This is a genomic window from Flavobacterium succinicans, from assembly GCF_001662485.1.
Lineage (GTDB): Bacteria > Bacteroidota > Bacteroidia > Flavobacteriales > Flavobacteriaceae > Flavobacterium > Flavobacterium succinicans_A.
On the sequence record NZ_JMTM01000017.1, the window covers coordinates 101,618 to 127,785 of the forward strand.

28 protein-coding genes are annotated in these 26,168 nt (G+C 31.7%); 15 read left to right on the forward strand and 13 right to left on the reverse strand.

All coding sequences use genetic code 11. The features are described from left to right. Positions 1 to 322: 322 nt before the first annotated feature. A complete protein-coding gene (locus tag FLB_RS02575) occupies positions 323 to 1,636 on the forward strand; it encodes a hypothetical protein (protein ID WP_064714397.1) in 1,314 nt (437 codons plus the stop codon). A gap of 151 nt (positions 1,637 to 1,787) precedes the next feature. After that, positions 1,788 to 2,735: a thioredoxin-disulfide reductase gene (gene trxB / locus FLB_RS02580; RefSeq protein WP_064714398.1), complete on the forward strand. Its 948-nt coding sequence runs from the start codon at positions 1,788 to 1,790 to the stop codon at positions 2,733 to 2,735. A 208-nt stretch (positions 2,736 to 2,943) separates the two neighbouring features. Here trxB and FLB_RS02585 read toward each other — a convergent pair whose 3' ends face one another. The 4 genes from FLB_RS02585 to FLB_RS02600 form a co-directional block, all read right to left on the reverse strand. After that, positions 2,944 to 3,684, reverse strand: a complete 741-nt coding sequence (locus tag FLB_RS02585; protein ID WP_064714399.1) for a head GIN domain-containing protein — start codon at positions 3,682 to 3,684, stop codon at positions 2,944 to 2,946. 2 nt (positions 3,685 to 3,686) lie between these two features. Next, positions 3,687 to 5,411 (reverse strand): PspC domain-containing protein, encoded by a 1,725-nt coding sequence (locus FLB_RS02590; protein ID WP_064714400.1) that lies wholly within the window; start codon positions 5,409 to 5,411, stop codon positions 3,687 to 3,689. Between the two features lie 2 nt (positions 5,412 to 5,413). Further along, positions 5,414 to 5,746 carry a PadR family transcriptional regulator gene (locus tag FLB_RS02595; protein ID WP_064714401.1) on the reverse strand — a complete coding sequence of 111 codons (333 nt, stop codon included), beginning with the start codon at positions 5,744 to 5,746 and terminating at the stop codon, positions 5,414 to 5,416. Positions 5,747 to 5,868: 122 nt separating this feature from the next. Then, on the reverse strand, positions 5,869 to 6,324 hold the full coding sequence (locus tag FLB_RS02600; protein WP_064714402.1) for a DUF4870 domain-containing protein: 456 nt from the start codon (positions 6,322 to 6,324) through the stop codon (positions 5,869 to 5,871). Between the two features lie 253 nt (positions 6,325 to 6,577). On the opposite strand from FLB_RS02600, the gene FLB_RS02605 reads away from it, so the two are divergent. Beyond that, on the forward strand, positions 6,578 to 7,030 hold the full coding sequence (locus FLB_RS02605; RefSeq protein ID WP_064714403.1) for a DUF4442 domain-containing protein: 453 nt from the start codon (positions 6,578 to 6,580) through the stop codon (positions 7,028 to 7,030). Between the two features lie 42 nt (positions 7,031 to 7,072). Here the strand turns inward: FLB_RS02605 and FLB_RS02610 are convergent, their stop codons facing one another. From FLB_RS02610 to FLB_RS02620, 3 genes are all read right to left on the reverse strand, one after another. Next, positions 7,073 to 7,255 carry a hypothetical protein gene (locus tag FLB_RS02610; RefSeq protein ID WP_064714404.1) on the reverse strand — a complete coding sequence of 61 codons (183 nt, stop codon included), beginning with the start codon at positions 7,253 to 7,255 and terminating at the stop codon, positions 7,073 to 7,075. A gap of 507 nt (positions 7,256 to 7,762) precedes the next feature. Beyond that, positions 7,763 to 10,273 carry a DEAD/DEAH box helicase gene (locus tag FLB_RS02615; protein ID WP_064714405.1) on the reverse strand — a complete coding sequence of 837 codons (2,511 nt, stop codon included), beginning with the start codon at positions 10,271 to 10,273 and terminating at the stop codon, positions 7,763 to 7,765. A 93-nt stretch (positions 10,274 to 10,366) separates the two neighbouring features. Continuing rightward, positions 10,367 to 10,714 carry a helix-turn-helix domain-containing protein gene (locus tag FLB_RS02620; RefSeq protein ID WP_189318523.1) on the reverse strand — a complete coding sequence of 116 codons (348 nt, stop codon included), beginning with the start codon at positions 10,712 to 10,714 and terminating at the stop codon, positions 10,367 to 10,369. Positions 10,715 to 10,939: 225 nt separating this feature from the next. Here FLB_RS02620 and FLB_RS02625 point away from each other — a divergent pair, with 225 nt between their 5' ends. The 7 genes from FLB_RS02625 (at position 10,940) to FLB_RS02655 (ending at position 14,338) form a co-directional block, all read left to right on the forward strand. Further along, on the forward strand, positions 10,940 to 11,119 hold the full coding sequence (locus FLB_RS02625; protein WP_064714407.1) for a hypothetical protein: 180 nt from the start codon (positions 10,940 to 10,942) through the stop codon (positions 11,117 to 11,119). Beyond that, entirely contained in the window at positions 11,116 to 11,373 is a 258-nt protein-coding gene (locus FLB_RS02630) for a hypothetical protein (RefSeq protein ID WP_064714408.1), read from the forward strand. The genes FLB_RS02625 and FLB_RS02630 overlap by 4 nt, the downstream gene beginning before the upstream one ends. 5 nt (positions 11,374 to 11,378) lie before the next feature. Next, the gene (locus tag FLB_RS02635) at positions 11,379 to 11,591 is read left to right on the forward strand and encodes a hypothetical protein (protein ID WP_064714409.1); all 213 of its coding nucleotides are present in this window, start codon (positions 11,379 to 11,381) and stop codon (positions 11,589 to 11,591) included. Between the two features lie 82 nt (positions 11,592 to 11,673). After that, the gene (locus tag FLB_RS02640; RefSeq protein WP_064714410.1) at positions 11,674 to 13,425 is read left to right on the forward strand and encodes a hypothetical protein; all 1,752 of its coding nucleotides are present in this window, start codon (positions 11,674 to 11,676) and stop codon (positions 13,423 to 13,425) included. A gap of 18 nt (positions 13,426 to 13,443) precedes the next feature. Then, a complete protein-coding gene (locus FLB_RS02645; protein WP_064714411.1) occupies positions 13,444 to 13,668 on the forward strand; it encodes a hypothetical protein in 225 nt (74 codons plus the stop codon). Continuing rightward, positions 13,665 to 14,018: a hypothetical protein gene (locus FLB_RS02650; protein WP_064714412.1), complete on the forward strand. Its 354-nt coding sequence runs from the start codon at positions 13,665 to 13,667 to the stop codon at positions 14,016 to 14,018. The genes FLB_RS02645 and FLB_RS02650 overlap by 4 nt, the downstream gene beginning before the upstream one ends. Positions 14,019 to 14,029: 11 nt before the next feature. Further along, positions 14,030 to 14,338, forward strand: a complete 309-nt coding sequence (locus FLB_RS02655) for a hypothetical protein (RefSeq protein WP_064714413.1) — start codon at positions 14,030 to 14,032, stop codon at positions 14,336 to 14,338. Positions 14,339 to 14,342: 4 nt separating this feature from the next. On the opposite strand, the gene FLB_RS02660 is transcribed toward FLB_RS02655, so the two are convergent. From FLB_RS02660 to FLB_RS02685, 6 genes are all read right to left on the reverse strand, one after another. Further along, positions 14,343 to 15,656: an HlyD family efflux transporter periplasmic adaptor subunit gene (locus FLB_RS02660; RefSeq protein ID WP_064714414.1), complete on the reverse strand. Its 1,314-nt coding sequence runs from the start codon at positions 15,654 to 15,656 to the stop codon at positions 14,343 to 14,345. Continuing rightward, a complete protein-coding gene (locus FLB_RS02665) occupies positions 15,649 to 17,844 on the reverse strand; it encodes a peptidase domain-containing ABC transporter (protein WP_064714415.1) in 2,196 nt (731 codons plus the stop codon). The genes FLB_RS02660 and FLB_RS02665 overlap by 8 nt, the downstream gene beginning before the upstream one ends. Then, entirely contained in the window at positions 17,822 to 19,270 is a 1,449-nt protein-coding gene (locus tag FLB_RS02670) for a nucleotidyltransferase domain-containing protein (protein WP_064714416.1), read from the reverse strand. The genes FLB_RS02665 and FLB_RS02670 overlap by 23 nt, the downstream gene beginning before the upstream one ends. Continuing rightward, entirely contained in the window at positions 19,270 to 20,439 is a 1,170-nt protein-coding gene (locus FLB_RS02675) for a hypothetical protein (RefSeq protein ID WP_064714417.1), read from the reverse strand. The genes FLB_RS02670 and FLB_RS02675 overlap by 1 nt, the downstream gene beginning before the upstream one ends. Further along, positions 20,436 to 21,173, reverse strand: a complete 738-nt coding sequence (locus FLB_RS02680; protein WP_197488926.1) for a C39 family peptidase — start codon at positions 21,171 to 21,173, stop codon at positions 20,436 to 20,438. Before FLB_RS02680 ends, FLB_RS02675 begins: the two co-directional genes overlap by 4 nt. Positions 21,174 to 21,235: 62 nt before the next feature. Continuing rightward, complete coding sequence (locus FLB_RS02685; RefSeq protein ID WP_064714419.1) at positions 21,236 to 22,687, reverse strand: TolC family protein; 1,452 nt, start codon at positions 22,685 to 22,687, stop codon at positions 21,236 to 21,238. A gap of 516 nt (positions 22,688 to 23,203) precedes the next feature. Between FLB_RS02685 and FLB_RS02690 the strand changes: the two genes are divergently transcribed. From FLB_RS02690 to FLB_RS02710, 5 genes are all read left to right on the forward strand, one after another. Further along, positions 23,204 to 23,911 (forward strand): hypothetical protein, encoded by a 708-nt coding sequence (locus FLB_RS02690; RefSeq protein WP_157490519.1) that lies wholly within the window; start codon positions 23,204 to 23,206, stop codon positions 23,909 to 23,911. 10 nt (positions 23,912 to 23,921) lie between these two features. Next, positions 23,922 to 24,467 (forward strand): hypothetical protein, encoded by a 546-nt coding sequence (locus FLB_RS02695; RefSeq protein ID WP_064714421.1) that lies wholly within the window; start codon positions 23,922 to 23,924, stop codon positions 24,465 to 24,467. A gap of 26 nt (positions 24,468 to 24,493) precedes the next feature. Then, positions 24,494 to 25,066: a hypothetical protein gene (locus tag FLB_RS02700; protein ID WP_064714422.1), complete on the forward strand. Its 573-nt coding sequence runs from the start codon at positions 24,494 to 24,496 to the stop codon at positions 25,064 to 25,066. Between the two features lie 93 nt (positions 25,067 to 25,159). Further along, positions 25,160 to 25,732, forward strand: coding sequence for a hypothetical protein (locus FLB_RS02705; RefSeq protein WP_064714423.1), 573 nt, complete (start codon positions 25,160 to 25,162; stop codon positions 25,730 to 25,732). Between the two features lie 67 nt (positions 25,733 to 25,799). Beyond that, on the forward strand, positions 25,800 to 26,162 hold the full coding sequence (locus FLB_RS02710) for a hypothetical protein (protein ID WP_064714424.1): 363 nt from the start codon (positions 25,800 to 25,802) through the stop codon (positions 26,160 to 26,162). Positions 26,163 to 26,168 lie beyond the last annotated feature (6 nt).

Here is a 26,168-nt window from a genome sequence, read left to right on the forward strand (position 1 = left end):
TAAAACAGCTAATAGGCATGCACCTATTTTTTTTGAAGTACTATAATTTATTACGTTTTTTGAGATCGGGCTGGTGTAATTAACAGTGTATTTCATAAGTTGTTTTTATTTTGGTTCAAATATATTGTCTTTCAATAAATTGGAAAAGAGTAGTATTACGCGTTTTTATTTTAATTCAAAAAAATGATAAATGTAAGCCAAGTGTTTTTGAGGCAAGATTCCATCTTTAAATGGTCAGGGGGCATTTATTTTAAAGTATTTTCAGTAAAAGGGTGAAGTTTTTAAGTGTATCGTTTTATCTTTGAGAAACAAATAGCGCCTGATGAAATCAAATTTCTTTTTTATACTATGCTTCATAGTATTGTCTCATACTGCCAATGCGGGGTTTATATTGTTGCCGATGGATGAAACAGCACAACAAAATCATCTAAAAGCTTATGGTATTACCTATTGGTGTTTAGATAAAAATTACAAAGCCAGTTGGTTACTCAATTATAGAGGAGGGTCTTTTTTGTTGCCAGATGCCCCCGAAATTCGTAAAGAATGCCAAATTCGTGGGGTAAGTTTTGAAATACTATCCGATAGTGAAGAAGCCGATTTGCTGAACCAAATTGCGAGTCCTTCACAAAACATGGAATCGGTTTTACTAGAAAAAGCGCCCAAAATAGCGGTTTATACTCCCAAAGGAAAACAGCCTTGGGATGATGCAGTAACGCTTGTCTTAACTTATGCCGAGATTCCATTTACAGCAGTTTATGACGAAGAGGTTTTGTCAGATCAGTTACTACTTTATGATTGGTTGCATTTGCATCATGAAGATTTTACGGGTCAATACGGGAAATTTTATAGTGCCTATAAAAACACCCCTTGGTACATTGATCAAAAAAAGGAAGCAGAAGCTTTAGCTAAGAAATTAGGCTATGCAAAAGTAGCAGAGGAGAAAAGTGCCGTAGCGCAAAAAATAAGTCATTTCGTAATTGGTGGTGGATTTATGTTTGCTATGTGTTCTGCAACCGACAGTTTCGACATTGCCTTGGCTGCCGAAGGGATAGATATTTGCGAAACCATGTTCGATGGGGATGCCAGTACACCCAATTATCAATCTTTATTAAATTTTGATCGCTCTTTTGCTTTCAAAAATTTTACCTTGGAGCGACGTCCAGAACAATATGAATTCTCAAATATTGACATGACTGGTAGAAGAAAAATTCCAATGGAAAAAGATTATTTTACCTTAATGGAATTCTCCGCCAAGTGGGATCCAATCCCTAGTATGTTGTGTCAGAATCATACCCAATTGATCAAAGGGTTTATGGGGCAAACTACTGCTTTTGATGCCGAATTGGTAAAATCAAATATCCTTGTGTTAGGGAGTTGTGAACTCAATGGCGAAGCACGATATATTCATGGACAAAAAGGTAAGGGCATGTTTACATTTTATGGAGGTCATGACCCCGAAGATTTTCAACACCAAGTTGGTGATCCTGCTACAGTACTAGACTTACATCCTAATTCCCCAGGTTATCGATTAATTTTAAATAATGTGTTGTTCCCCGCAGCAAAAAAGAAAAAGCTAAAGACAAGATTGTTTTTGTTTTTGGGATTCGAGAAGAACGAAAAACAATTAATTAACTAAGTGGAAGTAATTCTTACTACCCTTGTAAAAATATTTTTACTATTCAAAAAGGTATTTTTTTATTACTCCATAATCAAAACAAATATTTCAAAGCGAGTTATTATTTTTTAAAATCCTATTTTTGCATGTATTTTAAAAAACTCAAAACACCATGTCAAATACTATCGAAAAAATAAAATGCCTAATTATAGGTTCTGGACCTGCGGGTTATACAGCTGCCATTTATGCTGCTAGAGCCAATATGAATCCAGTTTTGTACCAAGGAATGCAACCAGGGGGACAGTTGACAACCACCAACGAAGTTGAAAATTTTCCAGGTTATGTAGACGGTGTAACTGGGCCAGAAATGATGATTCAGTTGCAACAACAAGCACAACGTTTTGGTACTGATGTACGCGATGGTTGGGCTACCAAAGTTGATTTCTCTGGCGACATCCACAAAGTTTGGATCAATGATACCATCGAACTACACTGCGAAACCGTAATTATTTCTACAGGAGCTTCTGCAAAATATTTAGGTTTGCCATCAGAACAACATTATTTAAAAATGGGTGGCGGAGTTTCTGCTTGTGCCGTTTGTGATGGATTTTTCTATAGAAATCAAGAAGTGGTAATCGTTGGAGCAGGAGATTCAGCTTGCGAAGAAGCACACTACTTATCTAAGTTATGCAAAAAAGTAACGATGTTGGTTAGAAGCGAAAAATTCAGAGCTTCCAAAATTATGGAAGAAAGAGTACGCAAAACCGAAAACATCGAAATCCTTTTAAACCACGATACAGTTGAAGTTTTAGGAGATGAACAAGTGGTTTCAGCTATCAAAGTAAAAAACAAAACCACCGATGAAGTGTATGACATTCCAGCAACTGGATTTTTCGTAGCCATTGGTCATAAACCCAACACCGATATTTTCAAAGATTACTTGACCTTAGACGAAACGGGTTATATCGTTAACGTTCCAGGAAGTTCAAAAACGAATGTAGCAGGAGTTTTCGTAGCAGGAGACGCCGCCGATCACGTGTACCGCCAAGCCATTACCGCTGCAGGTACAGGTTGTATGGCTGCATTGGATGCCGAACGTTATTTGGCAGCTAAAGAGTAATTTTTTTAGGAGCAGTATTCAAAGCGCTTTTTTGTGAGCAAAGTCCCGCTCTTCGCTACAATCTTTGTTGCCGAACCCCGGCAACAAAGGATTTCCACTGCGATCGGGGCTATAGAGCCGCAATGGTCTCATGTTTAGTCACATACTGAATTTGTATTACAAAAAAAAGTCCTTCACGAAGAAGGACTTTTTTTGTATCAACTACTAACTATTCTTGGCTTATTGAACCGCCAGAACTTTCACTTTTTTTCAGGCTTTTCGGCTTATTCTTGTAGGAGATATTTCCTCCACTAGACGCTTCGGCATCAAGACTCACTAATGGATTAAGCGATTGAATACTTCCTGATGAAGCCTCTGATTTGATATCGTTTGCCAACAACTCGCCAGCATTAATAGAACTTCCGCTCGAAGAACTGGTTTGTAAACTAATGGCTTTACCTTTCAATTCAATACTACTTCCACTTCCAGAATCACAAATTATTTTTTCAGATTCTACGTTCAAATCCAAAGAAGCCGCACTCGATGCATCAATCTTGAATTCCGTAGCTTTAAGCGTTGATTTGCTATTTACAGTCGAAGCACTATTGGCTTCTATACCTTCAATGATAGGAGCTCGAACAATTACTTTTTTCGAAGTGATATTCAAGAAAGAACTGTATTTGCATCCAATAATAAGCTTTCCGTTTTCTACTTTGGTAGTGATTTCTTTTTGCAAATTATCATCGGCTTCTACTATAATCTCAACTTTATCGGCTTGTTCAATAACCAAATCGATAGCGTTTCCTACTTCAATACTTTTAAAATCCCCATTTACAATTCTCTTTTCGGTGGTTACATTACCACTACCGGTAATCGAATTCATGTTGGTTACTAAATTGCAGGAAGCAAAAAGCAAAGCAACTAAGGTAACAATGATAAATTTTGCTACTATGGTGATGATCTTTACCATGACTATTCGGTTTTGATGATTATTCCGTCTTTATTGATTTTTAATTCTTTTATATCCTTATTGGATTTAATTAAAGTATCTTTTTTAATAGAAATGCCATTTTCATTGATGGTAACATTAGTAGCTGTTGAATCGTTTTCTACATCATCCCATTCGCTTTCATCCTCAGGGCAATTTAAACATTTTATTTGAGAATTAGTTACTTTGTAAATGTACTTGTCTGAGCTATAGTGTAAATTAAAGAAATCATTATCTGAACGATCATAGTTTTGTACGGATGCATCTGGTTTTAATAAAGTCCCTTCTGGTAAATACAAATACAATTCTACTTCTTGATCACGGAATTTGTTTTTTACATCGGTCAACAAATAATTGTCTAAATACAAATGATTTCCTTCTACTTTTATACCATATTGAATTTTTTCAGCTCTGAATTTTGCGTCTTGAAACGATTTTCCTTTAGCCGTTCTTTCAATTTGAATGTAAGGTGTTTTTTCATCGGTGTATAAAATTCTCAAGCTTACATTATTAGAATAGATCAATTTGTTGTTCGCAGAATCTTGAACAAACTCAAATTCAGTATGATCGTCGATATCTTTAGTGTAATAATCATTATATCTGAATTTCACGAACAAAGTATCGTTTGCATTCAAAGGAATATTTTGTTTTACTACAGTTTTTCCATCGTACGCCACTTGAGTAGCAGTTTTTACTCCAATAGAGATTAAGATGGCAACAGAGATTAACCATAAAGCCAATAAACTATATTTGGCAATATTTCCGATAGAACCTATTGTTGGTGACAATAGTTTAAATCCTAATACAGTAAGGAAAAAGAAAGGAATTCCAATAGCAAAAAACATCAATAGACCAAAGCTCCAAATTGGATAGTCAGCAAAGTTCCCAGCTTCAACAAAGTTTTGCCAAGGAAAATCGATAAATGCTGAAGAGCCTAATGTAAATACCCCAATAAATAAGCTAACTAGAGTGAAAAGTCCTGTCAAGATTAAAATAACACCCAAAACTTTAGAGAAAACTTTAAAAAGAGTCATAATAAAATCACCTAAAGAGTTTCCCAGTTTTTCGGCTCCAGATTTTACTTGGTTTCCCATTTTGTCATAATCGGCATTTTTGAATTTGCCAGATACGTTTTCAAATTCTTCACGCACTTTTTTTTCAATATTAGAGATCGTTACGGGCTCGCCAGTCATTTCTAGTTTTTCCGAAGTAGTGATGGCTTCAGGAGTCACAATCCAAAGAATAATATAAGCCAAAATCCCTGAACCAAATCCAGCGAAAACAAAGATTAGGAACATAATTTTTAACCAAACCGCATCGATTCCGAAGTAATGTCCAAGACCTGTGGCTACACCACCAATCATTCCTTTTTCTTTGTCGCGGTATAATTTTTTGGTGGTTCTAGTGCTATACTCATTAAATTTTTGAGAGCTACTTGATTCTTCTTCAATGATATAATCTTCTGGTTGTCCCATTACTGCGATAACTTCGTCTACATCTTTCAGACCTACAACGTGTTTGTCGCTCTTTTGTTTTTCATTCAACAATTCTGAAACGCGCATTTCGATATCTTTTATGATTTCTTCTTGACCAGAAGATTTAGACAAAGAGCGTCTTATAGCTTCAAAATAGCGAGTTAATTTTTGGTATGCATCTTCATCGATATGGAAGAACATTCCGCCTAGGTTTATATTTACAGTTTTGTTCATGACTATTGTTTTTGGTTGGTTATTAGACTTACGGCTTCGGATAATTCATTCCAAGTGCCGCTTAATTCAGTTAAAAAGGTTTGACCTATTTCGGTAAGACCATAATACTTTCTTGGTGGTCCTGAGGTGGATTCTTCCCAACGGTAGTGGAGTAATCCGTCATTTTTTAATCGAGTTAGCAAAGGATAAATGGTTCCCTCAACTACTAACAATTTTGCGTCTTTTAAAGTGTCTAATATTTCAGAAGTGTAGGCATCTTTTTCTTTTAATACAGATAAGATGCAAAACTCGAGAACACCTTTACGCATCTGGGCTTTTGTGTTTTCAATGTTCATAATTTTCGTTTTGATTTTTTGTTTGATTAGAACTGTTCGTTTTTTGATTACTTTCCATTACAGGTGATAGTTGAGATGATTTATAGTGTTGATTAGACTACTATATACTACTTTATAATTGATTACTTTATAAAGGGAATGGTGAATGGATATTGGTATTTTTCTCCATTTGATGTTTTCACAGCTGCAATAATTATTAAAAAGAATTCTGCTATTTTGAATCCAACAAAAGCAAGAGCAGCGATGATTCCAACTGTAATAAGTCCAATGTGGTCTTCAAAATTAAAATTTCTCATCACTAATCCTTGATTGTGGTAGAATTCATCAAAGGTCATATTGTTAAAAACAGTAAAAATTAATATCGGTAATGCAATTGCTGCCATAACCAAAGAGTAAATAAGGATACTCAATTGAAAATTAATAGCTTGTTTTCCGTGATGGTCTACAAATTCTGATTGATCTTTTTTTGAAGTCCAAATCAAAATAGGGAAGATATAATTTCCAAAAGGAATTATATACTGGCTCAGTGTACTCAGGTGAGTAAATGTTGCAATGTTTTTTTCTGAAGATGTTTCCATGATTTAAAGTATATAGTAATTTCTTATGCAAATATATGTCTAAAAGAAAGTATCTTGTATCGCATAGTAGTAAATATTAACAAAATATTAACACATTAAATATGTCTTAATCTTTTATATGTTAAAGGTTTTGCACTGTTTTACAGTTGTTTAGTGCTATTTTAGCTTTAAAGAGTTTTGAAGAAGGACTAAGTTTTATTTTTATATGTATGCATAGTATTTTTTTGTATTTTTACCCAAAAACCAATACATAATGGAAATAAACGTATCAAAATTGAATCAATTCTTGCTTTTTAAATTGCCATCAGCATTTTTATGTGGAGTAAGAGTAAAGTCTATTAATGAAAAACAATGTGTAGTTAGTGTAAAGCACCGCTGGATTAATCAAAATCCGTTTAATTCTATGTATTTTGCTGTTCAAGCCATGGCGGCAGAGTTGTCTACAGGAGCTTTAGTAATGTATCAAATTCAAAAAAGCGGAAGAAAAATATCCATGTTAGTGGCTAATAATAAAGGAAATTTTACCAAAAAGGCTACAGGAAGAATCACCTTTATTTGTAATGATGGACATTTAATCGAGGAGGCTATAAAACAAACTGTCGCAACAGGTGAGGGACAAACCTTTTGGATGAAATCCATTGGAACCGATGAAAAGGGAGTACAGGTTTCTGAAATGGATTTTGAATGGAGTGTTAGAGTAAAGTAGAAAAATTCTAGATTAAAAAAAAGCCTCGATTGAGGCTTTTTTTTATTTTGTTTTTTTGGAAGAGCAACATTTTTTACCTTCTGCTTTGCATTCGGTCTTTGTTTTTGTTGCTTCTTTTTTTGTAGTTGTTGCTTCTTTCTTTGTTTTCTCTTTAGCTGGAGTTTCTTGTGCTTGTGTTGATAAAGCAAAGAATGAAAAAGCTAAAATTGCGGCTACTTTTTTCATTTTATTAGAATTTAGGTTTGATTAACTTTTATATCATCAAATATAATAAGAAAATCAATCACACAATTTTTGAGGCTTTCTTTTTGGTAAAAATTAACAAATGCTAATATTTGACTTTAATTGATGGATTAATTGATTGATTGATTGATTGATTGATTGATTGATTGATTGATTGATTGATTGATTGGAAAGGAAAGGTAAATAGAGCGCAAAAAAAAGCCTCAAATAGTAAATTTGAGGCTTTTGGTAGCGAGACCGAGATTTGAACTCGGGACCTCAGGGTTATGAATTCGGAAATGAAAAATTAATTTCAGTGTTTACAGGGGTTCCCGAGAGCTAATTTAGTTGAAATGGACACAAATCGTATGCGTTTCCGTATGCAATTTTGTTATTGAATTTTCCTTATATAATCAAAGGTAAGATGAATTTTTGATTAACTATTAATTGTTGTTTTTTTGCAAACTTTCTTTTTTTAAACGTTTATCTCAAATTTATGTTTTTTTGAAATCATCTTTTTTTAACTATAATATCGTTCAAATAATTTTTCCTAAATGAAGTTGGTGTAAAATCATGAGCAATAAGTAGTTTTGATATTTCAACTATTGTAATTGCATTTATACCAGTACTTACTATTGCATTGACAAATTGAGATAAATTAGTTCTAATTTTTTCAATTGCGACATCATCAATTACTTTTGTGTTCTCACTAGGATTGACATTAAATCCTTTAAAATTTGGCGATTGTAATGTTACCAATGTGTGTTTAGTTGCATCACCATACTGCTTTTTAAACCATTCACCAGACTGTAATAACTGACCAATATTATCACGAGTTATTTCAGTATGAATCGCCATCGATTTTGCTTCTAATATTAAATAATGCATATCAGTCATACCCCAAAGAACATCAGGGCCATTTCCAAAATCATTTTCAGGTTCTTGTGCATAGAAACCAATTATTCTACCAACATTTGCAAGAGCATTTTCAAATTTAGTAGCATTAATATCAGGAGTATATCTGAAGTTCAATAGTAATTCCTCTAAATAAATTTTAAAATCTTGTGATTTATCAAATTGGCTTATAAATTTTAAAACATTAGAAGCTTGTTCTTCATTTATATTAATTTTGGTGTAATTAGATCCAAGTTTAGTCTTCAACATATGTGGAGCTAAAGAAGATGCTTTAATCTGTAAGTCATTTGATATTAATTTATTATCTAAATAGGTTAGTTGAGCTGCGAATTGAAAATACCATCCTTTTTGTTTTTCAGTTAAACTTATTTTATTAATAATGTTATTTAAAATTTCATCTTTAGCTGCCACATAATTTCTCGAACGAAATAAATCTATAGCCTTCTTTTCAATTTGTGCAATGTTTATATTTTTAATTTTTTCATCGTTCAACTCATCTATTTCAACTTTTGAAATATTTTGAGAATGATAAGTTCTCCAATCTGGATGTTGAGTTAAACATAGATTCATGGTTTCAGAAATTGTATTTATTGAATTTTCTTTGTTTTCTTCATCTAATAACGATAAGCCAATTTCTAGTTGTTTTCTTGTAACTGCTGTAAAATATTTCATATTTATCTTATTTCCAAGAAATTGTAACAAATCATTACCCATTAGTATTACAGAACAATAATCACTACCAGACCGAACGCCACGACCTAAGCCTTGTTCTATTATTTGTGCCTTTAATGATGCTTTTACACTTTCTAATCTCATTTCTGAATATAATTCCTTTAATGATGTAAAAGCAGGATAACCATCTAATATTAGAACCCTACACATATCACCTGATAAATCTACACCATCGTATCTATTAATAAGTATATGTAAACCGCCATTGTTTTTTTTTAAATTATTAATATTTACATTTATATCGCCATCATTAAGAACAACACCTCCAGCATTTATCCATGGTTCAGCTCTAGTAAATGATGGAACTAACACAACAACATTTATATTAGATTTAGAATATTTGATTCCTAAATTGTGAATGTCTTTTTCATATAGTGAAGGATCAAATCTTTTCGGTGCTAAAATTAATCTTTGTCCTAAATCTTTCCTGTTTTTAGGAATTAAAGCATTTAGAATACTGTCTTTGTCTATCCCGAAATCTTTTATTAAATCTATTTGGTCTTCAAATGTGGCAGATAAAATATATCTGTGCTTTGCTTCATAAAATGATATAACATTTTGATATGGTACATGAATTGGTGCTATTTCAATTCCTTTAGGACCTAAAAAACAATCAAAAGACAATAAATCATCAGCAATTAAACCCCATTTAAATTTTAGTTCTGTATCATCTGAAAATTCATTCAATAAAGATATAATTTCATCAATCTTTTCAATCCATACCCAATATTGTACTTTTAAAACACTGGCATATGGATCTCCATCGATTAATCTACTATAAGTTCCTTTAGCTTGATCCTTTAAATCAGCTTCAAACAATTTAATAATTCGTTCACAGGCTTTGTGATTTCGTGGTAATTTCAATGTTGTAGCTTCTCTTGCTAAATCTAAACAACTATGCGCATCATCAATAACTATCGCTCCAAGGGTAATATTATCTCTTTTGAAAATAGATTTTGAATTGAACAATCTTTGAAAAGTACACAATAAAATACTTTTACTATTATGGAAATCAGATGGAAAACTATTCTTTTCTTCTATTTCACAAACAGGTATACCATATAAATTAGCTTGAATTTTAGCTTGTTCCAATAATTGTAAATCAGGACATAAATATAGTGATGGACCTATTCCCTCATTCATTTTAGAAAGTAACATTAATAAGCTTACCAAGGTTTTGCCTGAACCTGTATTCATTTTACAAAGAACATCTCTTTGTTCTCTTATTTGATGCCAAGAATTTAAAACTTCTTCTTGAATTCCTCTCAAATATGAATATCCATCTTTGTGCAAAAGACCTTGAAAAATATCAATAGGATCAATAGGTAATTGTTCAACTTCTGTAGAGGAAAGTTTTTTAGAAAAAATATTCATATTGTTTAAATTAAATTGTCTTAAAAAAAATATAATAATCTTTATTGTTAATAAACATTCTCTTCCTCTCTCTTCCAAACCACTCGCATATCACTATGCGGGTTGACTTTTATCGTGGTCATTCGGTTTTAAGAGTGATTGTAAAAAGGCTTTGTCTTTTTTTAATTCAGCATTTTCTTTTCTTAAAGCTTCATTCTCAAATTGCAATTTTGTTAATAAGCTATTTTGGCTCATTTCGGCTAAGGTTTCATTATAGCCTTCAAACAATTCAAACAGGTTAACTTTTAAGGCATTTGCTATATTTTGCAATTTAGAGAGCGGAATATCTGATTTTCCGTTCTCATAATCTACATAAGTTCGCTTTTTTATGCCTGAAAGTTCAACGATTTCGTCTTGAGTTAGTTTTTTACTCTCTCTTACTTCTTTGATAATCAGTTGCATGAAATTTGTTTTTGGAAATTTGTGGTATTTTTTTATAAAAATTGCAAAATATTGCAATTGTTGCATATATTTGCAATAGTTGAAATTGCTATTTGTACGCCTTTGTAGCGTAATTGTAGCCGCAAATGTAACAAATATATATTGCAGTTTATTGCTATATGGTATAAAATGTTGCAGATAATTGAATTATTATTCGTCACAAAGTATAAATAGTACACTAGCAATATGATACGAACCCAAAAAATAAATAGACGTTACCGATTGCATCAAAAATTACGTAGAGCTGGATTACGCTATAGTGCAACGCTTCGAACCATTTATGTGCCGTGGAATTTTGAAATTGAGAATGCTGACTTGAAAGAATTACAAAACGATTTTAGTTACCAAATACAATTTGAAATATGATTAACAACCAAGAAAGAACCTGTATTATTAAAACTTTAGGAAAGCAGTACTCAGCCACAATTTCCTTGCATTTGAAAAAAAGAAAAATCAAAAACGCTATTGGCGAAGACTACACGAGACAGAGCATCCGCACTTTTGTCAATGGAATGCGTGAAAATGAACAAGTAGAATTGGCTATTATGCAATTAGTAAACAAAACTGTAAAAGCCAAAAAAGCACTACAACTCAAACGTCAACGATTATTTAAAGTTTAAGGGCAATGAACAATCCCAAAGTCTTATCCATACTTAACAATGCGAAAATCTTTCTTTCCACTGAGGAATTGAAAGAACTTGCCTTGTGTATCGATAAAGAAGTGGGAAGACCTGAACCCCGAAAAATTAGAAAATCAAAACCCTTACAGAATTGGACTTTAGAAAGTGTAACCGAAAATTTATTGGCTACCCAATTCAAGAGTAAACGTAGATCCTGAAAATACCTCCAGCAAATGCTGATAATTCCTTGATGTATTCGGGCTCTATTGGCCCGATACAGCAGGGTTAAATCCTAACACTATGAAAAAACCCTCTTTAGACAGCAATGTTTTTTCATTAGCTTCTCATCTTTTTGGTTTTGGAAACACAGACCACAAATACAAAACCCTTGAAAGCATTGCAACGACCGTTGCAACTTCTTTGCAACTGGAAAATAGAATTATGGCGGTATATCCCGCAATAGCAATGGAAGCCTTTTCCATTACTATGGATAATTACCGTAAGTACATAGCAGGCTATAATTTTCAGACCAATGCTGAGAATGATCTAATTGACAAACATAACGAAAGGGTTAGGCTATTTCTTAGGGATAATGAACTTACTGAGGTTCAGAAAACATTTTCCATCCTTTTTGCAAAGAAAAATCAATCGCTTAAACCAAGAGCGTTTAATCAAAGTGTAGATGATTTTTGCAATGAATACGGAATGATTATTTGCAAAAAGAAAATCCAAGCGGTTAAGTATGCCACAGAATTGGTTTTTCAAAACTTGCTCCATCTTTATAATTCTCAATTGATGAAGCGCAATGAACAGTATATGAAACTGGGAGTAACAGCCATTCGACCAATAGAAGAATTCAAAATCAATTCGTTTTTAGTAACCGAGTTGAAGCGTAATGGAGTGAATAGTTTAGCTCTTTGTACTAAAACGGTTCGGAATCATAGACAGCGTTTGGAAGAATGTGGTGTGTTTGTCGATTATGTATTCAAAGGGCAAAATAGACCCGTAGAATTGCATATCAATCCTGAAATTTTGACCGTTTTAGACCTCAAAACCTCAAAATTAATAACTACTGAAAATCAACAACTTAGTCCTGAAATCGAGAAAGTTTTACCTGATAACAATGAGAGTACTAGAACATCTTTAAATGAATCTCAAAAGAAAGAGAATGTGAAAAACATTTCTCTTTTTAAAAAGGAGTTCCCTTCGGTCACGCCTTCTCATTTGTTTTTTACTAGAACACCAGCCAGCAAGATGCAAAATCCAACCGAGGTGGAGCGCGCGGAAACTGTTAAAATTGAGAATACTTTATCGGATAAACTGCAAAATTTAATCTTGCATCCTCAGGAATTGGCGGTAAACTTGGCCAACAAAGAGTACAACAATTACAAACCGATTGATATTCGCTATTTGTTTAAAGAAGCATATTCAGGAACGATGCTCAAAGAGGATTTTAGGCAATTGGTAATCCAAGATTTTTTCAAGAGTATTTCTAAAATCTACAAGAATTCCACACCTTTTGCAGGTTCTTGGAAAAAAGCAATTTCGTTGTACATGGAATACAAATGGATAGCTTTTACAGGAGAAGCCTTTAATAAAGCTTCGATTGTGGATGATATTCAGCAAATGCGTTGGCGTGCAGAATGGGCTAGAAAATGGTTTGTGAAAAATGAATTTCCGCCTTTATTTCCCTTCGATTATTTTGATATGACCCGAAAAACGGCAAAAGAAGTCGGCTTTGAATACACCAAAGTAAAATGGAACGAGCATTTGCAAGGAAAAGCAAAATACGAAGCCATAAAAAAGAAACAGGAATGTAATGCGCAACGCAGAAAAGAAACTATCAATCACGCTAAAAAATGCGAGAATGAAGTCAACCGCTTTTTCAAAAACAAAATCACGCTACCGCAGTTATTTGATTATGTCGAAAAGAATTTGCCAGCGACCTACTTGGAAAAGCTACCCCAAATGATTGAAAAAAAGTGTTTGAAAAGCAATGAAAAAGTAGTTGCTGCTTCTGATTTTGTACAATATGATTTGAGTGAATTCTAACCTAATCCATTTATATCTATGCCAGTATTTGCACCCGAAGCTTCCAAAATTAAAATGGTAATCCTTACCAAAAGCAAGCAAGAAAATGCGGTTTGGTGGTCGCCAATCAATCAAAACAAAAGGAATTCACAACACATTATAGAAAGTATGCTAAGACGATTCGAGAAACACGCCCTTGCAAAAATCACCAATGTCATCCAGTTCTATGAGAATGGAAACCTAATTGCCGAAAAAAAGCTATGACCAGTATCCAATTGAAAAAGTGTACCCGAGACGAAATCGAAGTGCTACGAGAGCAAATCAATGCTTTTATTCAGAAACGAACCGAAAAGCAAATTAGCAAAGGAAAAGGCAATTTTGATTTTTATGTCAGTTGTATTTTGATGGATATTTTGAGACAATTATCCTTAAAGCTTCGTAACAAAATCGAATTGAGTTTCAAGAATTGTATTTCCGTTCGCATGACAGTTTTTGAAGCAACGGCACTTTTATTGGTTTGTAATTGGGAAATAGCTTTTTTAAATGCCTATCAAAAAAATGTCCTTTTGAAAACCCGAAATAATATCGATCAACAACTAACCAATTTGAATTAAAACCAAGAAACATGCTAAAAACACTTTACTATATCCGAAACAAGAAAGAGTTGCAAGAGTTGTATTTGAGCCAAATGCCTGAGAAGTGTATCCGAAGTGAAATCAATTCCATTATCAACGAAACCCGAAAAGATATTTCCCCTGGTATGCGATTGAATGCCAAAAACATCAAGACCGAAGAAGCGTTGATTTTCATTGACCGAAACGGAACTCCTGACGGCTATTTGTTATCCGAAGAGTTGAAAATTAAACTCAACGAATACCGAGAAGCTGAACTGAAAAACAAACAATTTTTAAAGAAAATCAACCATGTCTCGTAAAATATTACTTTTTTTGATTTTCTTTTTCTTTATTTTCAGTTGGTTTTTTATCGAATGCAGTTATGATTTTATCAAATAGTTTATAAAGCAAACTTCTTTTTGATGTGATTATCTCTGCTGAACCAATCATGTTTTTTGAAAATGATAGTGTTTGATTCGTGTCACTAATAAGACCTTGCGGTAAATCTACCATTATAAGATAATAATTTTGAGTTGGAATTAAAGATATTGATTTTACTTTTCCAATAAGTTTTCCAAATTCTTGATATGGGTAGGTGGCTAATTTAATGATTACAGATTGTCCTATTTTAATTTTACCAGCACCAATTGGAGGTACAATTAAGTGAGCTAAAACTTTATTATCATTTGGAAGAACACTAAAAACAGGTTCTCCTTGTTTAATAGTTTGGTAAGACGAAACAAATTGCATCATATCTACTATACCATCTTGAGGAACTTTTAAAACATATTTTGATTCCCAAAGATTAATTACATGTGTTAATTGTTGGAAAGTATTTATTAGTTTCATTTCTAAATCTGAAATGTTAGCTGTTTCTTGAAAATTTAAAAGACTTATATTCTGTTGATTATCATTTATACTTGATTTATTTTCAATATCTCTAGCTTCATAATTTTTTAGATTTTCTTTTTCTCTTAAATAATTGTGATTGCTTTGTTCATATTCAGCTTTTACAATTAATCCTTTTGAAAAAAGGACTGAATCTTCTTTTACTTTATTCTTCAAAAGTAAAATATCTTGATGTTTTATTTTTTTTATACTTTCTCTTTGGTTAAGCATCTCAAAATATTTGGAAGATTGCTGGTTTAATACATTCTTCTTTTTGTCGTATTCATTTACAGATTTTGCTTTATCTAATGTATATAATACATTTAGAAGATTTAAGTAGGATTCTTCAATCTCTCCTAATTTATAATCCATTGCAAATTTTATATTTTCTATTTTTAAGTCAAAAATGTTGTTTTGATATTTCTTTAACACTGATTTCAATTCGGATATTTCGTTATCATTTGCAGAGTTTTCAATAACTGCTAAAAAATCATCTTTTTTTAAGAACTTGTGATAAGAAAACTTTTTAATTATTATTCTCCCTGAATTTTGAGCAATGATTTCGATAGGTGGTTTTTCTGCGGTTACTTTAGCTTCACCAATAATTATTTCAGGTGATTTTATGATTGAAAGTAGAAATATAGTTATGCCAATTATTGCAAAAAGCGCATAAAATAATACTGAATTAAATTTTGGAAATTGATTTATAGTATCTGTAAAGTCTTCTGAATGCTTAATTTTATTATTCATTTGATTCTAAAATAATTTGATTTTTTATTAATCTATAGTAAAACCCTTTTCTTGATAATAGTTCTTTTTCATTACCAATTTCTACAATTTCTCCTTTATCTAAAACAATTATGTTATCAGCATTTTTGATAGTCGCTAAACGATGTGCAACTATAACTACTGTTTTACCCTCAAAAATTTCATTTAAATTTTTAACTAGTATACTTTCATTAATAGAATCTAAAGAATTGGTGGCTTCGTCTAAAAATAGATAATCAGGATTTTTGTATAATGCTCTTGCAATCATGATACGCTGTTTTTGACCTTCACTTAGTCCCCTTCCATTTTCTCCCATTAATGTGTTGAAACCCGCTGGCATACTCTCTATTTCATCTAATAAATTTACTCTTTTTATAACTTCATAAAATTTATCAATTTCGTATTCACTACCTAAGATTATATTTTCTTTTATAGTTTCTTTAAAAACATCTGAATTTTGATTTACAACTCCTAATTTCTCTCTCCATAAAGTTAGATCGACTGAAGACATATTTGTATTGCCAATAAAATAATCTCCAGAAGTTGGTTTGTAAAGTCTTGATAAAATCTTCAACAATGTACTTTTGCCACTACCACTAGCTCCAACAATTGCAGTGATTTTTCCTTGTGGGATAGTAAGATTAATATTGTTTAAAGTGCTTTTTGCAGTATTGTTATATGCAAAATAAACCTTTTTCAATGTTAAAGATTTTGTTTCGGGTAAAGCTCTATGGTAAATATTTTCTTCCAATTGTTCTTCAGGGATACTAGTTGATTCGTTTATTCTAGTAAAACTAATGAACGCTGATTGGTAGGAAGAAATGAATTGGATGATAGCAGAAAGAGGACTTTTTAGCTGACCTAGAATATATTGTACTGCGATCATCATTCCTAAAGTTATTTCACCTTCAATAACAAAATAAACTGTTAGAAATGTTAAGGCAATGTCGGATAATGTGTTTATCAGATTGCTCCCTACTGCATCAATTTGATTTATTTTTAATATTCTGAGATTGATGTGATAAAGTTTAACTTGTACTTTTTCCCAAGACCATCTTTTGCCCTGTTCGTAATTGTTATTTTTTATTTCTTCAATATGTGTCAATAATTCAATCCAATGACTATTATTTTTGGACATTAGTGCAAAAAATTCAAAATCCATTTTTTTTCTAATATTCCAAAAAAACAAAGTCCATGTAATATACAACACTGCTCCTAGTATAAAGACAAGTAGTAAAATGGGTTGATATACAAATAGAATAACACCAAAAACCAATAAATTGAAAAAGGCAAGAATTATGCTAAAAGCAGAATTCATGATAAAGTTTTCCATTCTATCATAATCCAATGCTCTTTGAAGTATATCACCAACCAATTTATTTTCAAAATAGGCAAGAGGTAGTTTTAAAAGTTTAATGATATAATTTGATAAAATTGAAATTTTTATTCTTGATGAAATGTGAATATTAATGGATTGTCTAATCCAATTACCTAAACTTACACTTATAACTAAAACAACGTTTGCTACAAGTAGTAATGTTATAAAATTATAATCTTTGGATGTTATACCAGTATCTACTATTGACTGAGTTATAAATGGTAGAGCAGCTTGAATAAGTGTAAGCACAAACATTGTTAAAAGTAACTGCGTTGTTTGTTTTTTATAAGGTTTTAAATGACTCATAAAATAGTTAAACGCATACAATTTTGATGGATTTGTTGTAGGCTTTATATCGTTGAATTTGTCCGTAGGCTCTAATAGTAGTAAAATGCCTTTTTCGGATTCCTCATTACCTATTCCGACCCATCTTTTTAAGAATTCTTCTCTTGTGTATTTTACTAATCCTAAAAGTGGATCAGAAACATAGATATATTTTTTATCTGTTTTGTATATTACAATGTAATGTTTATTCCCCCAATGAGCAATACAAGGTAAAGGAATTTTGGTAAGAAGATTAGCAAGTGTTGCTTTAATAGGAAGTGATTTTAAACCCAATCTTTCCGCAGTCAATCCTAATTCGTATAAAGACAAGCCTTCTTTAGAAATTGCTGAAAGTTCTCGGATTTCTTGTAAAGAAATAAATTTGCCATAATATTTTGCTATGATTTGTATGCAAGTGGGACCACAATCTTTGCCGTCTAATTGTCTATAATTTGGAAACTTGAACATTTATTTGTTTTAAACAATGGATATAAAATAGTTTTTGAAAGTCGTTTTTTAAAATTATGCTAATTATTAAATCAATTACTTGAAAATGAAACCAAATAGGAACATCATTAAATATTGGAAAATAAATATTAAAGTTTAATTTTTCTGTTTTTCTAAATAGTTGTAATAGCCTTTTTTCATTAATTTGATTTGCTGATGTGAATTTAATTTCTGTTGTTTTTTGATTTTTTGTCAAATAATTTGATGAACGTGTTTTGGCATTTAATTTTCCTAGATAATAGTTGTAGATATCGTCAATTTTAATATCGTACTTTAAAATATATTCAGTTATACATCTCAAAAAGTAAGTTTCTTTTGTGAATTTATTATTATGTATTGTATTGCAATTATTTGTTAGTAATTGAGTTACTAATTTTAGATTTTCTTTCCCAATAAACTTGATCTCTGGATAGCAAAAAATATTGTTATATGGAAAAGTGTATTGCTGATTTGAAAATAAATTTTGAAAAAATGTAATCCATTTTAGTTTATTGTTGTCAATCTCTAAATTGGAATTATCAATAACAATATAGCAACCTGCCTCTTCTTGATTATCTTCATCTACTTGATAGATGTAAAATTGAAGTTCATTGTTTTCAAATTTTATTTTATCTATTAATTGTTGAATTTCATTAAAATCAAACAGTTTTTCTATGTATAAAATCAAGCTTGATTGCGAATAATCATCGAAAATTAGATCATTTGAGTATTTTTCTTTGATTGGAATGTTTAGTTCTTTTGTTAAATATTCAAGTTCTTTCAAAAAAATTTTCTGATTATTTTCTTGTGCTACCAAAATTAAATTTTCAATTTTTGAATTTTCGTTTGGAAATTGTTTTTTAAAAAACAAGCTCTTATATTTATTATCGGCTTTAACATTATGGATATTATTAGTTAATAAAACCCAATCAATTATATTGAAAATAACTGTCGAATATATTGTAAAATAAGCTGTTAGTGTTAGTGGATTACATAATACTTCAATGGATTCGGCTATTTTATATTGACATTCGTTTAAACCATTTGCAATAATTATTGCATCTTTTTTTGGATACGAATTATTTATGTAGTTTTTTACGAATTGAACATCTTTTAATTTATCTTTAATTATGACACCTCTTGTAAATACTAATTTATAAAAATCTCCTTGTTGGTAGTGTTTTGCTAGAATAGCAAAGACTTCTGTAATATTAAGTTTGATTACATTTATTTTTTTATCTTCAAAAATAAATGATTCTTTGATTGAGTAAAGGAAGTTTTTGCTTATCAAAAGTAAATCTATATCATTGGCCTTGTTTGGATTGTCGATGTAACTCCCAAACAAAACAACACTTTCGATTTCTTGAAAGTGTTTGTTTAGGAAGTTGTTGATTATTTTGTAAGCCATTATCTAATTATAATTTCTCTTTTTATTGTTTCATCAAAAGGACAACCACAGTCATTAAGAATTTTGCTTTTAAATTCTTTGAATGCTTTATTATCATTTTTATTAATAGTGTTCTCTTTTTCTAAAATCTCTTTTCCGTAATTATATCTATACTTATTATTATAAACAGGGTTAAGGGTCTCAACTATTGGATTCATGATGTCAATATATTTTTTAAAATCAATAAATTGCCCGTCTGTTAATACTTCCAATAATTCATTTGTTATACTACTACCATAAACTTTATATTCATACAATCCAATAGTATTTGACCTATCTTTTTTGTATTTATCTTCTTTTAAATTGAGTTCATCAATATTAGCCTTTATGATTGAATCACTCGATCTATTTTCTTTAAAAGTCTTTTTTAATTGATTTCTAATGTTTTCAAATGGTTTTAATTTTTCATTGATTCTATATAATAGTTTTGCTTCTTGACCATCTGAGAAGTTTTTTGTCGAAACTCTAATCTGACTTATTAACTTTTTTAATATAAGTGTAGTATCTTTTGGACAATTATATTCAAATGATTTATAATCATTTTTAACATAATTAATATAATCTATTGTTTTTAAATTCTCTCTCAAGGAGTCTGTGTTAATTATCTCTTTGAGTTTGTTTATTGAACCATATTTATTTTCAACATATGTTGAAAATGAATAGTTAATATCTTTTTCTATAATATAATTGCATTCATTATCAGTAATTAATGGATTTAGAAATTTTCTGTCTAGCGAGAAATTTTCAGTAAAATAAACAACTTTAAAAGGTTTTTTTTCAGAATTATACTTATTTATAGTTTGAATAATTGGGCTGTTTTCAAACAATCTAGAATTTTCATTGTCAATAAATACATATAAGCGACCAATATAAAATACTAAAAAATAGTTTTTATTTAGAGTAAGTTTCGGTTTGTTATTCTCATCTAGGTTTATTTTATATACCGGAATAATTTGAGCGTTATTAAAAAATTCTTCTTTATTGGTAAAATGTTCCGTTTTCCGTAATACTACATTACGCTTAGTATCTTGATTTATTCTTTCAAATATTAACTTTTTTTGATCTTCTGTTTGTGCCGATAAAATAGTTGCCTGCAAGCAGGCAACTATGAATATTATTCTTAAAATCATGGTTTAACTCCTGTTATTTCCCATGATTGGATACTTAAACTTATGTCTGCATAATTTATTTGCTCATAAGCTCCAGTAGCAGTATTGGCAATTGTAAATTCACTTGTGGCATTGTCATATCCAACAATAGTTACCTCATGCCCATTACCATTATTATCAATAGTTGCAGCCATAACTATATGCTTATTATCGATAGCATTTGTCATTTGCGATATCGATTGCACACCTGTCATATAAAATTGTTGTAACAAGAAAGCTACTTGTTGATCATGCCCCAGACCATTATTTAATGCTAATGCTTCTTGTAATGGAGTCATGTTATTTTTTAAACCGTATTCATGCATCATAAATTCTGGAGTTTGTGATGAACCAAAAAAACTTGCAACAAATGAAGCACTTGTTGGAACGCATGCACCTGGAAAAAATTGTTTCGGAACGGAAGCTGGTAAATTCTGAAGAATAATTGGATTACTGCCGTTATCACCACCACCTCCAGTATTATCATTACCATAATTATACCAGTCACTAGTATACGAGCCATCATAAAAAGGGTCATATGTACCTCCAAATGTTCCAGCTCCACTAGCCCAACTACCATCATTACCATTGTGAAATGTTAAAATCATACCACCATTTCCATCTGATCGTCCATCAGCCCATCTATCAGTATACCAGTCACCTCCTAATATTTTTTTACTTTCAATAGGATTAATTACTTCTAAAACTGTTTGCAAATCTTCGATTTGCTTTCTTTTTTTTTGCTTTGATTTTAACATAGTTTAAAAAATTAGAATTATTATAAAATTAAATTGAATTCATTTATTTTGAGTTTTAATAAGTACAAGTCATTTATTGTTTTTTGATATTCTACCTCAAGATTATATATTTCAGAAATAAGTGATTTATATTCACTAATTGTTTTCCTGCCAAGTAGTAGTAATTCATTAGTCATTTCTGAGACACTTATAAAAAGCTTCCTTTGTTTTTTTAAAGATTTCTGTTGTAAATCTAAAGATTGTTTGTAATGAATTAAATCTTCTACTTCTTCCTCTATTTTTTGTTCTTCTTCTGCCAATAATAACTGCAAGTTTGCATTATCTAATTTAGCGATAGCGTATTTGTTTTTATTTTGCCCCCAATCTAACAAGGGTATTCTTGCACCAATAGTAACAAATTGACTTTGTGTAGGTTTATCATAAAGTGTTAAAAATTCATTTGAAGATGAATTTAATCCTAATCCCATTTGAATGTTAAGATTTACAGCTCCTTCTTTTTTTATTTTGTCCATTTTGGAATTTAGTTCCAATATTCTTGTTTCTTTTTCTATATCAAATCCATTTGCTTTAATTGATTTAATAGTTTTTTCCATTTCAATGATGAAATCCTCTTGCTTAACAGGAGATAAAATAAATGATGTATTGCTTGAATCATTCATTGTTTTTTTTAATAATTCAATACCATGTTTGTAATTTGTATCATTTATTTCTAATTTCCCTACTAGTTGTTCTAATAAAATTTTAGTTTGCTCAACTTCAATTTTTATTGTCCTACCAAATTTTAATTTTTCTTCTAGTTCAAACAATACTGCTTTTGTTTTTTCTATATTTTGCTTTATCAAATCTGATTTTAGTTGGAATAATTGCGTGTCTACATAAATCTTGGAAATATCATACTTTAATTTAAGTTTTTCTTTTAAATAAAGTATAGAATCTTTTTTTCCATTCAGACTATTCAATTTTTTATCCCATTTATAACTATTGTATCCATTTATAGCTTGCTGATATGAAATGTTTAGCCAATTACTAGAAAAACTTATTGTATTATTATTAAAATCTCTAGCAGTATTTAATGAACTAGACAAGCTTAGTGAGCCTCCTGTGAAAGGTACTACCTGTGATACATTTAAATTTAATACTGAATTTATAAAATTTCTTTCAATAAATTTTTGACTCCCATCAGGCTGAACTAATAATGAAATTGACCTTTGATAGGGAAGAGATATTGAGGATGACACAACAGGCAACAAAGACTTTTCATAAAAGGTTGATCCAATTTTTGCGCTCATGAAATTATTGTTAATTATTTTTACTTTATTAGATTTATTTAGTACATATTCATTGACATCTTCTATTTTTAATGTTTGAGTTTGTGCATTTGCTTTCAAAAACACTGAAATAAGTACAAAAAATAGCATTTTTTTTGACAAATATGTTTTTTTTAAGTTCTTTAAACTAATTGGTTGAATCATTAAATTAGTGTATGTTATTTTAAATTATCGTGTTTTTTAGTTCCTAAAAAAAAAATACTATTTTAGATTTTTTTTTCCAAAAGATTTATTCTCGTTTCTTAGAAATAAAAGTTTTTTTTATTATCTAAATAAGTTGGTCTTTGATGTATACTCATAGAACTAATTGATTTATAATGCAATATTAGGGAAATAAAAAATTATAAAATTAATATTTTCAGATTTTTTGTTGAAGTTAAAAAAGATAAATATTTTTTGGCTTTTTTGGTAAAATTAATGTTAATTAGTTCAATAAATGTTAATTAATTTAATCAAAAGCTATAGAATTATGGATTTTTTTTGTTTTCTTTTGTTTCAATTTTATTTGCAATCTCCTTCACAAACCCTTTGCAACTTTACCCCATCCTTTGCAAAGCCGTTCCATCCTCTCCAACCGTCAAATTCTTAAAAAAAAGCTTTTGATCTTTGAGTTCAAGAAACAAAAGAAAGCCTGATACGCTATGCAAGAACGAAACGAAAATGGACATTGATAGCTTGTTACAACGAAAACTATTAGGCGGTCAAGAGTACGAGCCGTTGTTTCCTAAAGTTGCTTGTGATAAAACAAAGTTAGGCAACGGCAATACTTTTGATACCGTTCGAATGATAAAGGAAATGGTAGTTAAATACAACGACCAAACCAAGCAAGTTGCAACGCTTTTGCAAATGGAATCGTTAAAAGAAACCTGCGACAAGATTTACTGGTTTTTGTACCATCACATTCAGTACAAGGCGGATGGCATGGAGCAAAATTTAAGAAGTCCAGCCTGTGCGTTCAAGCAACGAGCCGAGGGAGTTGATTGCAAAACCTATTCGATTTTCGCCAGTTGTTTGCTAGTGAATTTAGGGATTAGGCATTACATAAGACAAATAAAACAACCGAGTTTTCGCCCTGATTTATTTACCCACGTGTATGTCATCGTGCCTTTGAATCAGGAAACAGGCAACATAAGCGAAGGCTATTTTATCATTGACGGAACGACGAATAATAACCGAGAACCCATACATACCATGGCACACGACACCGAAGTTAATTTACCTCATTTTGGATTGAATGCTCCCAAAGGCAATCGCAAAACCGTTGCAAAGAAATCGAATTTCTTTGCAAAGCCCTCTTCAAATGTGGTGTTGGTATCGGCTATTGTGGCGGTAATTGGAGGAGCGTTTGTATTTGGAAAATCAAATTAAACTATGCAGTATGATAATTATAAATGATGGCGGAGTAGGATTAGGAAAATCCAAATTCCTGAGAAAAATTAGGCTTCGAGACGTGAGCTTAAAAAACACAATCAAGGTAGCGAAGTTTGCTGCACCTATAGCAGCGAGTTTTATTCCTGTTGGCGGTGGCGTAGCTTCCAAACTAATGGATTCTAAAACGGGTAGATTGGTTCGAAAAGTAGCCAAATCCAAAGCCGTAACTAAGGCGGTGCAATTGTCTAAAACACCGATTGGCAAACAAGTGGTAGATACGATTAAGAACCGTCCGAGACCACAATTGACCACGGTAAGCGAGATCACGCCTGCTTCATTTGCTACCCCTGAAATGGGGAATGAACAAAGGCAAAGTGCCGATACGAGTTCGTACCAAAGTGAGGTAAGTGAAAGCAGTACGAATGAGAAAGAACCCGTTGGCGAGTTAATGCCCATTAAACCCGTTGAACAAAAACCAAAAGACAATACTATGCTGTATGTTGTGGGAGCCTTGGTTTTGGGAGGAGGGATTTACATGGCCACCAAAAAGTAAATCGTAATTAAATCAATAAAAGTAAGATGAATAAAGAAGTAGCAATCATTGGCGGTGGAGTTGTTGGAGGTGCGGTATCAAATGGCGTTAGCACTTTATTACCCCAATCCGAAAGTCCGATTATCAATATCGTTTTGGCAGGAGCTTCGGCTTTTGGAGCCACAAAAGTCAGAGGAACATCAACAAAAGATAATCTTTTGAAAGGTGCTTTGATGGGTTCAGCTGTGGTGCAAGCCTTGACAGGAATCAAAAAAATAGCCGATAAAAGTTTGAGCACTAGACTTACAGGCGATAGCAAAGCCACCCGATTTATCAAAGGAGCTGTAGGCTTGGCTTGTCCTTGTGACGAAGGTTTGCAAGGTACTTTCATGGGAGGCGATGGTCAAATTTACCAGTACGATGAAAACGGCTTGAACGGCACTTTCATAGACGAAGCAGGAAATGTTTTTGAAATGAATAACGGTCTCAATGGCGCATTGGAAGATGAATTGTACGACCACGGATTGCAAGGACCAGAAGCCAACATTTACGGAATGGAAGACGAAAGCGGTCTTAACGGTTCCGATGAAGAAGATTTGTATTCGGAATTATACCAATAGCAAAAACAAACAAACTCAATCTTGACTCCCCTTTCCTTTGGAGAGGGGTCGGGGTGAGGAAAAACAATCAATCATCAATCAAAAAACAATCAAATGACTAGAAGAGTAGAATTAGCGTCAGCGGTAGCGACAATCAAGGCTAAAAGAAATGGTGGAATTCCAAGAGTGGGGCAATTAAAATTGACCGACAAAACGCTTTACTTAAATGTGAAGATCAAAGGTAATGCAGGTATTGTAAATCTAGTAGATGTCAATACTAGAAGAGAAGTTGGAATTACCAACATTGATGGAAACAAATTAAACGCAGGTAGAGACTACATTTTGGATAGTATGCGTGTTTTGGTGGGAGCCACAAAGTCAGACGATTTGAAGAATGAAACTTGGATAAGTCCAGCGAGCATCGCAGGACAAAACAGTTTGCCTAAAGCTTTTTTAGGTGCGGAATTCAGAATTAACCAAGATAGAAATCAATTGGTAGATATGCCGATTACCGATTTGTGTCAAGATGGATTTATGTCTTCTTTTAGAAGTTTATCGACCTCTCCATTAATTCGTTCGAATATGGAGTTTGAAATGGAAATCGAATACCCAAAAGGAGTTTCGGTTCCAGCTGACCAAGAGTACAACATTCGAATAGAAGTAAGAGCGCACCAAGCGCAAGTTTAATCCGTAAAGGTTCAATTTATAAAGCCGTATCCGTAATGTTTACGGCTTTTTTTCAACACTATTCACTATGGCAGTAAGAGAAAAAGTAATCAATTTATTGATTCCAACCGAAGGAAATGAAGCAATGCTTACCACGGCTTTAGATGTGGGTTTTATACTGGGAGCCGAATTGCATACCAACCACAACGACCCTGATAATTTTGCCGAGTTTGGTATTTATGATGATAGTGGCGTAGCGTTTTCAAAACCTACTCACATCAATCATTGGAAACGCAGAGAAGGTGCAGGATTTGAAGATAGTTACAAACCCTTGCTTTTTGATACGGAATCCAAAACATTCACCTTCAAAGCAAAGACCGCAAAATCAGTAGATAAAGACACCTATTTTCATTTGATTTTGATGTACAAAATAAATCCTTCTAGCTGTTAAGACCTC

Bases quoted from the DNA above. Each gene is read 5' to 3' on its own strand.
- FLB_RS02655 (WP_064714413.1), top strand. From the start codon at position 14,030: ATGCTAAAAACACTTTACTATATCCGAAACAAGAAAGAGTTGCAAGAG.
- FLB_RS02605 (WP_064714403.1), top strand. From the start codon at position 6,578: ATGGAAATAAACGTATCAAAATTGAATCAATTCTTGCTTTTTAAATTG.
- FLB_RS02665 (WP_064714415.1), bottom strand. From the start codon at position 17,844: ATGTTCAAGTTTCCAAATTATAGACAATTAGACGGCAAAGATTGTGGT.
- FLB_RS02650 (WP_064714412.1), top strand. From the start codon at position 13,665: ATGACCAGTATCCAATTGAAAAAGTGTACCCGAGACGAAATCGAAGTG.
- FLB_RS02615 (WP_064714405.1), bottom strand. From the start codon at position 10,273: ATGAATATTTTTTCTAAAAAACTTTCCTCTACAGAAGTTGAACAATTA.
- FLB_RS02670 (WP_064714416.1), bottom strand. From the start codon at position 19,270: ATGGCTTACAAAATAATCAACAACTTCCTAAACAAACACTTTCAAGAA.
- FLB_RS02660 (WP_064714414.1), bottom strand. From the start codon at position 15,656: ATGAATAATAAAATTAAGCATTCAGAAGACTTTACAGATACTATAAAT.
- FLB_RS02575 (WP_064714397.1), top strand. From the start codon at position 323: ATGAAATCAAATTTCTTTTTTATACTATGCTTCATAGTATTGTCTCAT.
- FLB_RS02635 (WP_064714409.1), top strand. From the start codon at position 11,379: ATGAACAATCCCAAAGTCTTATCCATACTTAACAATGCGAAAATCTTT.
- FLB_RS02585 (WP_064714399.1), bottom strand. From the start codon at position 3,684: ATGGTAAAGATCATCACCATAGTAGCAAAATTTATCATTGTTACCTTA.
- trxB (WP_064714398.1), top strand. From the start codon at position 1,788: ATGTCAAATACTATCGAAAAAATAAAATGCCTAATTATAGGTTCTGGA.
- FLB_RS02600 (WP_064714402.1), bottom strand. From the start codon at position 6,324: ATGGAAACATCTTCAGAAAAAAACATTGCAACATTTACTCACCTGAGT.
- FLB_RS02630 (WP_064714408.1), top strand. From the start codon at position 11,116: ATGATTAACAACCAAGAAAGAACCTGTATTATTAAAACTTTAGGAAAG.
- FLB_RS02705 (WP_064714423.1), top strand. From the start codon at position 25,160: ATGACTAGAAGAGTAGAATTAGCGTCAGCGGTAGCGACAATCAAGGCT.
- FLB_RS02675 (WP_064714417.1), bottom strand. From the start codon at position 20,439: ATGATTTTAAGAATAATATTCATAGTTGCCTGCTTGCAGGCAACTATT.
- FLB_RS02610 (WP_064714404.1), bottom strand. From the start codon at position 7,255: ATGAAAAAAGTAGCCGCAATTTTAGCTTTTTCATTCTTTGCTTTATCA.
- FLB_RS02595 (WP_064714401.1), bottom strand. From the start codon at position 5,746: ATGAACATTGAAAACACAAAAGCCCAGATGCGTAAAGGTGTTCTCGAG.
- FLB_RS02640 (WP_064714410.1), top strand. From the start codon at position 11,674: ATGAAAAAACCCTCTTTAGACAGCAATGTTTTTTCATTAGCTTCTCAT.
- FLB_RS02690 (WP_157490519.1), top strand. From the start codon at position 23,204: ATGGACATTGATAGCTTGTTACAACGAAAACTATTAGGCGGTCAAGAG.
- FLB_RS02645 (WP_064714411.1), top strand. From the start codon at position 13,444: ATGCCAGTATTTGCACCCGAAGCTTCCAAAATTAAAATGGTAATCCTT.
- FLB_RS02590 (WP_064714400.1), bottom strand. From the start codon at position 5,411: ATGAACAAAACTGTAAATATAAACCTAGGCGGAATGTTCTTCCATATC.
- FLB_RS02695 (WP_064714421.1), top strand. From the start codon at position 23,922: ATGATAATTATAAATGATGGCGGAGTAGGATTAGGAAAATCCAAATTC.
- FLB_RS02710 (WP_064714424.1), top strand. From the start codon at position 25,800: ATGGCAGTAAGAGAAAAAGTAATCAATTTATTGATTCCAACCGAAGGA.
- FLB_RS02685 (WP_064714419.1), bottom strand. From the start codon at position 22,687: ATGATTCAACCAATTAGTTTAAAGAACTTAAAAAAAACATATTTGTCA.
- FLB_RS02625 (WP_064714407.1), top strand. From the start codon at position 10,940: ATGATACGAACCCAAAAAATAAATAGACGTTACCGATTGCATCAAAAA.
- FLB_RS02700 (WP_064714422.1), top strand. From the start codon at position 24,494: ATGAATAAAGAAGTAGCAATCATTGGCGGTGGAGTTGTTGGAGGTGCG.
- FLB_RS02620 (WP_189318523.1), bottom strand. From the start codon at position 10,714: ATGCAACTGATTATCAAAGAAGTAAGAGAGAGTAAAAAACTAACTCAA.